Source organism: Actinomadura litoris (genome assembly GCF_009733595.1).
GTDB classification, from domain to species: domain Bacteria; phylum Actinomycetota; class Actinomycetes; order Streptosporangiales; family Streptosporangiaceae; genus Spirillospora; species Spirillospora litoris.
In genome coordinates, this window is the sequence record NZ_WOFH01000026.1 from 1 (window position 1) to 11,158 (window position 11,158).

General features: G+C 72.8%; 1 protein-coding gene. It reads right to left on the reverse strand.

What is annotated here, in order from left to right:
* The coding region (locus GNZ18_RS40435) for a non-ribosomal peptide synthetase (RefSeq protein ID WP_156222871.1) at positions 1-11,075 on the reverse strand (11,075 nt) is incomplete at its 3' end.
* Positions 11,076-11,158: the final 83 nt, after the last annotated feature.

Sequence of the window (11,158 nt, forward strand, 5' to 3'; positions counted from 1 at the left end):
GCGGAGGGGACCATGTGCTCGGGAAGCCGCTGCGCCGCGAACTGCCGCACGACCGTCGCGAGCCCCTCGTCCTCGGGGTCGTCCGCGACGATGTAGGCGACCAGCCGCAACTCACCGGGAGTGTCCTGGCGGGCGACGACGGCGGCCTGGCTCACCCGGGAGTGCGCGTTGAGGACGGCTTGGACCTCGCCCGGCTCGATCCGGAAGCCGCGGATCTTGACCTGGTCGTCGGCGCGGCCCGCGAAGACCAGGAGACCGTCCTGCGTCCACCGGACGCGGTCACCCGTCCGATACATGCGCTCACCGGGAATGAACGGGCACGCCACGAACCGCTCCGCCGTCAGCCCAGCACGCCCGACATAACCCCGGGCCAACTGGGCCCCGGCGACATACAGCTCCCCCACCACACCCGGAGCCACCGGACACAGGAACTCATCCAGCACGAACACGCGGGTGTTCCCGACCGGCGATCCCACCGGAACGACGCCGCCCGACGAAAGCCGGGTGGTCGTCACACCGATCGTCGCCTCGGTGGGGCCGTAGTGGTTGAACACCGCGCATTCACCCGCAGCCTCAACCAGTTCCCGCACCCACTCCGGAGGCGCAGCCTCACCACCCAGAACCAGCGACCGGGCAGGCAGCACATTCCGCGCCCCCGCGACCGACGACAACGCCGCCAAATGCGACGGAACAGCCTTCACATAATCGATCCCATGCTCGGCCAGATACCCCGACACCGCGCCCGGGTCGGTCACGGCCTCCTCCGGCAGGATGTGCAACTCCCCACCGGTCGCCAAACTCGCGAACACCACCGTGTTACCCAGGTCGGTGACCTGCGCCTGAAGCAGCGCATACTTCCCACCCGGCGCCCCGAACCCAACACGAGACGGAACCGACGCGACATAGTTCCGCACACCACCATGCGTGACCGCCACACCCTTGGGACGGCCGGTCGAACCGGAGGTGTAAATGACATACGCCACGTTGTCCGGATCAATGCGCGCCGGTGGAACGGCGGCGGGCTGGGCGGCCAGTTGCATGGCGGTGAACGGGTCGTCCAAGGCGACCATGCGGACCCGACCCGCAGGCAGATCCTCCAGAATCTCATCGGTGGTCAGCAGCAGGACCGCGCCACTGTCAGACAGAACAAACGCGATCCGCTCCGCAGGCTGAGCCGGATCAACCGGAACATACGCCGCCCCGGCCTTCCACACACCCAGCACACCCACCACGAAATCCACACCACGCGAGAGGCACAGGCCCACCACCGATTCGGCGCCAACGCCTTGGCCTATGAGGTAGTGCGCCAGGCGATTCGCCCGCTCCTCCACCTCCGCATAGGAGACTTCCGCACCCTCGGCCACCACCGCGATCGCATCCGGAGCGCCGGCGGCCCGCTCATGGAACAGGTCGGTGAGCATCGCGCGGCCGGCGTCGAAACCGGTGTCGTTCCACTCCACCAGGACCCGGTGTCGGGCGTCCCCGTCCAGGAGGTCGACCTTGCTCAACCGCAGCCCTGGATCCGCCGACAGCGCATCCAGAATCCGGACCAAGCGGTCGGCGATCCGCGGGGCGGCGTCGCGGTCGAACAGGTCCGCCGCCACCGTCACCGACCCGTACACGCCGCCGGGCGCGCCCTCGGCGTCGAACGCCTCGCCGACCAGCACGTCCAGGTCGAATTTCGCGGCGCGTGAGGTCTCCGACACCGCGGCGGCCTTGAGGCCCGGGAGGTCGAGTACGGCTTCGCCGGTGTCCAGCATCGTGAGGACGATCTGGAAGAGCGGGTGCCGCGCCATCGACCGGCTCGGCGCCAGCTCCTCGACCAGCTTCTCGAACGGCACGTCCTGGTGCGCGAACGCCGACAGGCTCCGCTCCCGCACCCGCCCCAGCACCTCACGGAACGAGGGATCACCCGACAGGTCCGTCCGGATCACCAGCGTGTTGACGAAGAAACCGACCAGGTCGTCCAACGCCTCATCGGTACGACCCGCGTTCGCCGAACCGATCGGGATGTCGGTTCCCGCGCCCAGCTTCGACAGCAGCATCGCCAGCGCCGCCTGGAGCACCATGAACGTGGTCACGCCCTCCTCGCGCGCGACCTCCCGGAGCCGCGCGTGGACTTCGGGCGGCACCGCGACGGGCGCTTCGTGGCCGCGGTGGGACGCGACCACGGGACGCGGACGGTCGAAGGGAAGCGACAGCTCCTCAGGGGCGCCCGCCAGCGCCTCGCGCCAGTACGCCACCTGACGCGAGATCACACTCCCCGGGTCGTCCTCCTCCCCCAGCAACTCCCGCTGCCACAACGCGTAGTCCGCGTACTGGACCGCCAACGGCTCCCACTCGGGCGCCCGCCCCTCGCGGCGCGCCGCGTACGCGAGCGACATGTCGCGGGCGAGGGGTTCCATCGACCAGCCGTCGCTGGCGACGTGATGCATCGTGACGACGAGGACGCGCTCGTCCGGGCCGGTGTCGAACAGCCAGGCCCGGATCGGTATCTCGGCGGTGAGGTCGAACGAGTGTCCTGTGGCCTCGGAGATCGCGTCCGGCAGCTCCGCCGGAGCGACCTCGACCGTTTCGAGGCCGAACTCCAGTTCGTCCATGCCGAGGATCCGCTGGTAGGGCTCGCCGTTCTCGGTCGCGAACACCGTGCGCAGGACTTCGTGCCGTCCGATCACGTCCCGCAGCGCGGCGACCAGCGCGTCGCGGTCCATCTCGCCGGACAGCCCGAGAACGATCGGGTCGTTGTAGGTGGCGCTGGGGCCTTCGAGCTGCCCGATGAACCACAGCCGCTGCTGGGCGAACGACAGCGGCACCCGCTCCGGACGCGGCTGGGGCGTCAGCGCCTGCCGGGCGGCGGCGGCCTCGCCGAGCCGGGCGGCGAGCCCGGCCACGGTCGGCGCCTCGAACAGCGCCCGCAGCGGCACCTCCACACCCAGGACCTTCCGGACGCGGCTGACCAGCCGGGTCGCCAGCAGTGAATGCCCGCCCAGCACCCGGAAGAAGTCGTCATCGACACCGACCCGCTCCAGCCCGAGCACCTCCGCGAACAACCCGCAGAGGATCTCCTCGTGCACACCCGACGGCGCACGGCCGGGCCGTCGCGGCTGACCCTCCAGGACAGGCGCCGGGTCGTTCTGCTCGATGACCAGGCGGCCGTCGAACGTCCAGCGGGCACGCTGATCCGCTCCCCGCATCCCGGTCCCGGGCCCCGCGACGGTGTAGAGATCGCCCACGACCCCGACCGGAGCGGGACGCATCTCCGCGTCCAGGATGCGGGCCGATTCCCTGGCGCTCCAGGCCTCCACCTCGCGCCGCTCGGCTTCGTCGCGCACGTCGAGGGCGCTCAGCCTCGTCTCCGGGTCGGCCGACAGCACCTCCAGCACCCGCGCCCACCGGCGTCCCAACCGCCGAGCGGAATCGGGCTCGAACAGGTCCGCCGCCGCGACCAGCCCACCGCGCAACCCCGCCGGAGCACCGTCCGCGCCGGCCGTCTCCGCGACACCGAACTCAAGGTCGAACTTGGCGGCGGAGGCTCCGACCTCCACCCCGGCCGTCCGGAGACCGGGCAGATCCAGTTCCGCCTGGACGTTGTTCTCCACCGTCAGCGACACCTGGAACAGCGGGTGCCGCGCCATCGACCGGGACGGCGACAGCTCCTCCACCAGCCGCTCGAACGGCACGTCCTGATGCGCGAACGCCGCCAGGCTGCGCTCCCTGACCCGCGACAGGACCTCGCGGAACGACGGATCACCCGACAGATCCGTCCGGACGACCAAGGTGTTCACGAAGAAGCCGACCAGGCCGTCCAGCGCCGCGTCCGTCCGCCCGGCCACCGCCGACCCGATCGGCACATCGGTCCCCGCACCCAAACGCGACAGCAGCATCGCCAACGCGGCCTGCAACACCATGAACGTCGTCACGCCCTCGGCATGCGCGACCTCGTTCAGCCGAACATGCACGTCCGCTGAAACATCAAGCGGAACGTCATGCCCCTTCCGCGAGGGCACCAGCGGACGCGGACGGTCGAACGGCAACCCCAACTCCTCGGGGACGCCCGCCAGCGCCTCGCGCCAGTACGCCACCTGACCCGAAATCAAACTGCCCGGATCCGCCTCGTCGCCCAGCACCTCCCGCTGCCACAGCGTGTGGTCCGCGTACTGGACGGCCAGCGGCTCCCACTCCGGCGCCCGGCCCGCACACCGCGCCGCGTAGGCCGTCGCCAGGTCCCGGGCCAGCGGGTCCATCGACCAGCCGTCACTGGCGATGTGGTGCAGCACCACCAGCAGGACACGCTCGTCCTGCCCCGTCCCGAACAGCCACGCCCGGATCGGCACCTCGACCGCCAGGTCGAACGGACGCTCCGCCGCCTCGACCACGGCGCCCTCGGACGCCGCCCCGACCGTCTCCAGCTCCCAGTCCAGCTCGTCGATGCCGACGACCCGCTGGCAGGGCTCGCCGTCCACCGTGGGGAACACCGTCCGCAGCACCTCGTGCCGGCCGATCACATCCCGCAGCGCCAAACCCAAAGCCTTGACGTCCACCGCACCCGCGAGCCGCAACGCGATCGGGACGTTGTAGGTGGCGCTCGGACCCTCCAACTGCTCGATGAACCACAACCGCCGCTGCCCATACGACAACGGAACCCGCTCCGGCCGCTCCATCACGGTCAGCGGAGTCCGGGTGGACCCGCCGCCGGTTCCGGTGAGCGACGCCGCGAGCGCGGCGGCGGTGGGGGTGTCGAACAGCTCGCGGAGCTGCACCTCGACGCCCAGCGCCGCCCGGATCCGGCTGATCAGCCGGACGGCGAGCAGGGAGTGCCCGCCGAGCACGAAGAAGTCGTCGTCCACGCCGACCTTCTCCAGCCCGAGGACCTGCGCGAACGCGGCGCAGAGGATCTCCTCCTGGAGCGTGGCGGGGGCGCGGCCGGTGCCCGGCCCTCCGGCGCGGGCCGGGGCGGCGAGCGCGGCGCGGTCGAGTTTCCCGTTCGCGGTCAGCGGCAGGTCGTCCAGCACCATCACGGCGGACGGCACCAGGTGGTCCGGGAGACGGCGCGCGGCGAACCCGGTGACGGCGGCGGCCAGCCGGTCCGCGTCGGCGTCGCCGTCCGCGACGACGTAGGCGACGAGGCGCCGGTCGCCGGGGGTGTCCTCCCTGGCGGTCACGGCGGCGCGGACGACCTCGGGGTGGGCCATGAGGACGGCCTGGGTCTCGCCCGGCTCGATCCGGTAACCGCGGACCTTGACCTGCTCGTCCACCCGGCCGAGGAACTCCAGCCGACCGCCGGAGTCCCAGCGCGCGAGGTCGCCCGACCGGTACATGCGGGCGCCGTCCTCGAAGGGGCAGGCGACGAACCGCTCGGCGGTCAGGTCGGGACGGCCCGCGTAGCCGCGGGCGAGCTGCGCACCGGCGATGTACAGCTCACCCGCCACACCGGGCGGGACCGGCCGGAGTGCGCCGTCGAGCACGTAGAGGCGGGTGCCCGGGGTGGGGCGGCCGATCGGGACGGGCCCGGCGGGCTCCTCCCCGGCCCGGACCTCGAAGACGCAGCAGCCCACGACGGTCTCGGTCGGCCCGTACTCGTTGACGACGACCGAGCCGGGCGCCCGCCCGAGCCAGTCGGCCACCGCGGGACCGGCCAGCGCCTCGCCGCCGACGACCCACGTCCGCGCCGCCGACGCCGCCTGCCCGGCGGTGAGCAGTTCGCCGAGGACGGGCAGGTGCGCGGGCACGACCTTGGCCATCGCGAACCCGGCGCCGCCGCGGACCAGGTCGGCGAGCCCCTCGGCGCCGCCGTCCCGGCTGGCGGTGACGGGCGCGCCCGTCACGAGCGGGACCAGCAGGCTCGTCACGGTCAGGTCGAACGCCGCCGAGGAGTGCAGCGGGGCGCCGCACGGCTCGCCGCCTCCGTACCTGCGGGCGGCCCAGGTCACGTAGTTCACCAGGCCGCCGTGGGTGACGGTCACGCCCTTGGGCCGCCCCGTCGAACCGGACGTGTAGATCACATACGCCTGGCCGTCCGGGTACAGCACCGCGTCCGGCGCGGTCGCCGGGAGCGCCCCCGTCTGGACGGCGGTCATCGGATCGTCGAGGGCGACCATCCGGACCCGGCCGGCCGGGAGGTCCTCCAGCGTCTCCTCGTCGGTCAGCAGCAGCACCGCGCCGCTGTCGGCCAGCATGAACGCGATCCGCTCGACCGGGTAGCCGGGGTCGATCGGCAGGTAGGCGGCGCCCGCCTTCCAGACCGCGAGCACGGCCGCCACGAGATCCGCGCCGCGCGGCAGGCACAGCCCGACGACCGACTCCGCGCCCACGCCCTGCGCCCGCAGGTAGTGGGCGAGGCGGTTCGCGCGCGCGTCCAGCTCCGCGTAGGTGGTCTCGGCTGAGCCGGACACGACCGCGACCGCGTCCGGGACGCGGGCGGCCTGCGCCTCGAACAGCTCGCGGACGTGCGCCGCCCCGGCCTCGGCGGCGGTGCCGTTCCATTCGACCAGCACCCGGTGCCGTTCCGCTTCGTCCAGGACGGGCAGCGCGTCGAGCGGCGTCTCGGGGCCGCCGTCCAGCACGGTCTCCAGCGCGGCCGTGAGGTTCTCGGTCGCGGTGCGCAGCAGGCGCGCCACCGCCTCGGCGTCGATCGAGGCGACCGCGTCGACGGTGAGCGTGAGCGCCGCGCCGTCGTCGTCGACCGCGACCGCGAGCGGGTAGTTCGTGCGGTCCCGCGTGAAGACGCTGCGGATGCCCTCGGTCGTGACGTGCCGTCCCGCGTCGCTGCGCGGTCCGCCGTCGCGCCGGTAGTTGAAGAACGAGGTGAACAGGGGCGTGTCGGCGGGGACGCCGCTGGCCCGCTGGGCGACGGCGAGCGGGGCGTGCTCGTGCTCCAGCAGCCCGGCCAGCCGGTCCCGCGCGGCCAGCACCGCCGCGCGGGCGCCGGCGCCGTCCACGGTCAGCCGGATCGGGAGCATGTTCATGTGCGGGCCGACGATCCGGTCCGCGTCCACGGCCGCGTTCATCCGGCCGAACAGCACCGTCCCGAACACCACGTCGCCGCGGCCGGACACCACCGCCAGGACGCGTGCCCACGCCACGTGCATCACGGTCGCCGGGCTGACCCGCAGGCGCCGCGCGGCGCCGCGCACCCGCCCGGCCAGGGCCGGTGCGAGCGGCAGCTCGACCCGCCGGACGCCCGCGCCGTCGCCGAGGACGTCGAGCTGCCCGTACGGCGCGGTCGGCTCGGTCACATCGCCCAGCAGCCCGGCGAAGTAGCGCTCGTCCCCGGCCCGGTCGGAGCCCGCGCGCGCCCGCGCGACGAAGTCGCGGAACGGCAGCGGCTCGGGCAGCTCGTCCGCGCGTCCGCCGACGAACGCCCGCACCTCGTCGAGCAGGACCTCCTTCGCCGTGTAGTCCTGCACCATGTGGTGCAGGCGGATCAGCGCGAGCCACCGCCCGGTCCCGGGATCCCGCGCCACGTGCAGCCGGACGAGCGGCGGCGCGCCCAGGTCCATCGAGCGGCCGCCCGCCGCGACGAGCTGCTCGACGGGCTCCGCGCCGTCCGGGTCGAGCGCGACCTCCTCGACGGGCAGGACGGCGCGCCGCCACACGACCTGCACCGGCTCCCGCAGGCCGTCCCAGACGATCGCCGTCCGGAGGATGTCGTGCCGGTCGACCACCTGCTGGAGGGCGCCGGTGAAGGCGTCGAGCCGGTCGCGCGTGTCGAACTCCAGCACCATCGGCATCACGTAGGCGTCGTCGCCGTCGCCCGCGAGGAGGTGGTGGAACAGCAGCCCTTCCTGGAGCGGGGCGAGCGGGTAGATGTCGGCCGTGTTCGGCGCGCCGCCGCCGACCGTGGCGACGATCCCGTCGACCTCCGCGGCCGACAGCTCCACCAGCGGCAGCATCTCCGGGGTGATCCGGGCGGCGCCGTCCGGGATCAGGTTCTCCGGGACGGCGACGGCCTCGGCACCGGTCGCGGCGGCGAGGCCCGCCGGGGTCGGCGTCTGGAACAGCGCCCGCACCGACACCGGCACCCCGTGGACGCGCAGCCGCTCCACCAACCGGACCGCGAGCAGCGAGTGGCCGCCGAGGGCGAAGAAGTCGTCATCGACGCCCACCCCCTCCACGTCGAGGACCTCGGCGAACACCGCGCACAGGATCTCCTCGCGCGCGTTGGACGGGCCGCGGCCCGCGCCCGCCGAGGCGGAATGGTCGGGAGCGGGCAGCGCCCTGCGGTCCAGCTTGCCGTTGGCGGTGCGGGGCAGCGCGTCCAGAACGACGATCGAGGACGGCACCATGTGGCCGGGCAGGGTCCGCGCGAGGCGCGCGCGGACGTCGGCCGGGTCCAGGTCCGTGTCCGCCGGTCGGGGGACGGCGTAGCCGACGAGGAGGTCGTCGCCCGAGGAGTCCCGGTGGACGGCGGCCGCCGCCTGCGCGACCCGGTCGTCGCGTTCGAGAGCGGCCTCGACCTCGCCCAGCTCGATCCGGAAGCCGCGCACCTTCACCTGGTCGTCGGTGCGGCCCAGGCATTCGAGAGTCCCGTCACCGCGCCAGCGCGCCAGGTCACCCGTCCGATACATCCGGGCCGACGGAACGAACGGGCACGCCACAAAACGCTCCGCCGTCAACTCCGGACGGCCGAGATAACCGCGAGCCAATTGCGCGCCCGCGAGATACAGCTCCCCCACGGCACCGGGCACGACCGGGCGCAGCGCCGCGTCCAGGACATAGGCGGAAGTGTTGGCGAAGGGACGCCCGATGGACACCGGGCCCGCGTCAACTGGCGCGGACGTCGCCCAGATCGTCGCCTCGGTCGGCCCGTACACGTTCACCGCGTCCAGACCAAGCGCGTGCATCCGGATCGCCAATTCCTGAGGCAGCGCCTCGCCACCCACCAGAACACGCACCTCGGCAGGCCAGTCCCCGACGTCCAACAACGCCCGCCACAACGACGGAACCGCCTGCATCACCGTCGCGCCACTACCCCGCACCAACGCGGCCAGCGCGCGCGGCTCCGCCACCGTCTCCCGGTCGGCCAACACCACACACGCGCCCGACACCAACGGCAGGAACAACTCCAACGCCGCGATGTCAAAGGAGACCGTCGTCACCGCCACGAAACGGTCCGCGGAATCCAGCGGCATCCGCCGGCCCATCGCCCACAGGTGATTCACCAGGGCGCCGTGACCGACCACCACGCCCTTCGGACGACCCGTCGACCCTGACGTATGAATCACATACGCCGAATCACCCGACTCCACCAGCGCACGCTTTTCCAGCGGCCTTCCGGAAAGATCGAGGTCGTCGACGACGAGCACATCGGCGACATCCGACGGCACCACCGCGGCAGTTGCAGCCGAAGCCAATACGCACACCGGCGAAGCATCGTCCAGCACGAAACCAATACGCTCCGCCGGATACTCCGGATCCACCGGAACATAAGCGCCACCGGCCTTCAACACCGCCAGCAACGACACCACCAGATCCACCGACCGCTCCACCACCACCGCGACCAGCGACCCGACACCCACACCCCGCCCGACCAACAACCGCGCCAAACAACCGGCCCGAGCATCCAACTCCGCGAACGTCACCGACACATCACCCGACACCACCGCCACCGAATCCGGAGCGGCGGCCGCACGCGCCTCGAACCACTCCACCACCGACCCGTGCGGAACCTCGCCCGCCGTCCCGACCCCACCCGCGAGAACCTGCCGAAGCTCGTCCTCGTCCAGGGGCTGGACGTCGCTCAGCCGCACCCGCGGGTCGTCGGAGAGCCGCCCGACCACACGCGTCAGCCAGCGGGTGAGGCGCTCGGCGGAGGCGCGGTCGAACAGGTCGGCGGCGGCGATCACCGAGCCGCGCACGCCCGCCGGGTCGCCGTGGGCGTCGAAGGTCTCGGTCGCGACGACCTCCAGGTCGAACTTCGCGACCGACATCCCGTCCGGCTGCCGCACCTGCATCGCCGCGGCGCGGGAGCCGGGCAGGTCCACCTCGCCCTGGGCGGCGTTCTGGACCGACAGCATGACCTGGAAGAGCGGGTGGCGGACGAGCGACCGGGCGGGCGAGAGCTCCTCGACGAGCTTCTCGAACGGCACGTCCTGGTGCTCGAACGCCGACAGGCTCGTCTCGCGGACGCGCGCGAGCAGTTCCCGGAAGGTCGGGTCGCCGGACAGGTCGGTCCGCATCACGAGCGTGTTCACGAAGAACCCGACGAGGTCGTTCAGGGCGACGTCGCGGCGGCCCGCGACGACGGCGCCGACGGGGACGTCGGTGCCCGCGCCGAGCCGGGACAGCAGCATCGCCAGCGCGGCCTGGAGCACCATGAACGTGGTGACGCCCTCGGCGCGGGCGATGCCGGTGAGACGCGCGTGGACGTCCGCCGGGATCTCCAGCGGGACGCTGTGGCCGCTGTACGAGGCGGCGGCCGGGCGGGGCCGGTCGAAGGGGAGCGCCAGCTCCTCGGGCGCGCCCGCGAGGGCGTCGCGCCAGTAGGCGACCTGGCCGGAGATGACGCTGCCGGGGTCGGCGTCGTCGCCGAGGAGCTCGCGCTGCCACAGCGTGTAGTCGGCGTACTGGACGGGCAGCGGCTCCCACTCCGGTGCCCGCCCCTCGCACCGCGCCGCGTACGCCTGCGACACGTCGCGGGCGAGCGGGGCCATCGACCAGCCGTCCCCCGCGATGTGGTGCACCACGACGATCAGGGCGTGCTCGCCCGGTCCGGCGGAGAACAGCCAGGCGCGGATCGGGATCTCGGAGGCCAGGTCGAACGCGTGCCCGGCGACGGCGGAGACGGCGGCGTCGAGGTCGGCGGGCGTCGCGCCGCCGGGCAGCTCGACGGTCTCCAGCGCCCAGTCGAGGTCGTCGGCGGGGACGATGCGCTGGTAGGGCTCGCCGTCGGCGACGCCGACCGTCGTGCGCAGCACCTCGTGCCGGTCCAGGACGTCGCGCAGCGCCGCCGCGAGGGCCGCGCGGTCCACCCGGCCGGTCAGCCGCAGCGCGACCGGGATGTTGTAGGTCGATCCCGGCCCGTCGAGCTGCTCGATGAACCACAACCGTCGCTGCGCGTAGGACAGCGGAATCATGCGGATCCCTCCCGGTCACTCCCCAGCCGTGCCGCGGGCTGCGGCGGGCCGCCGATCTCCACCCCGTTGACAGAACCCCTGAG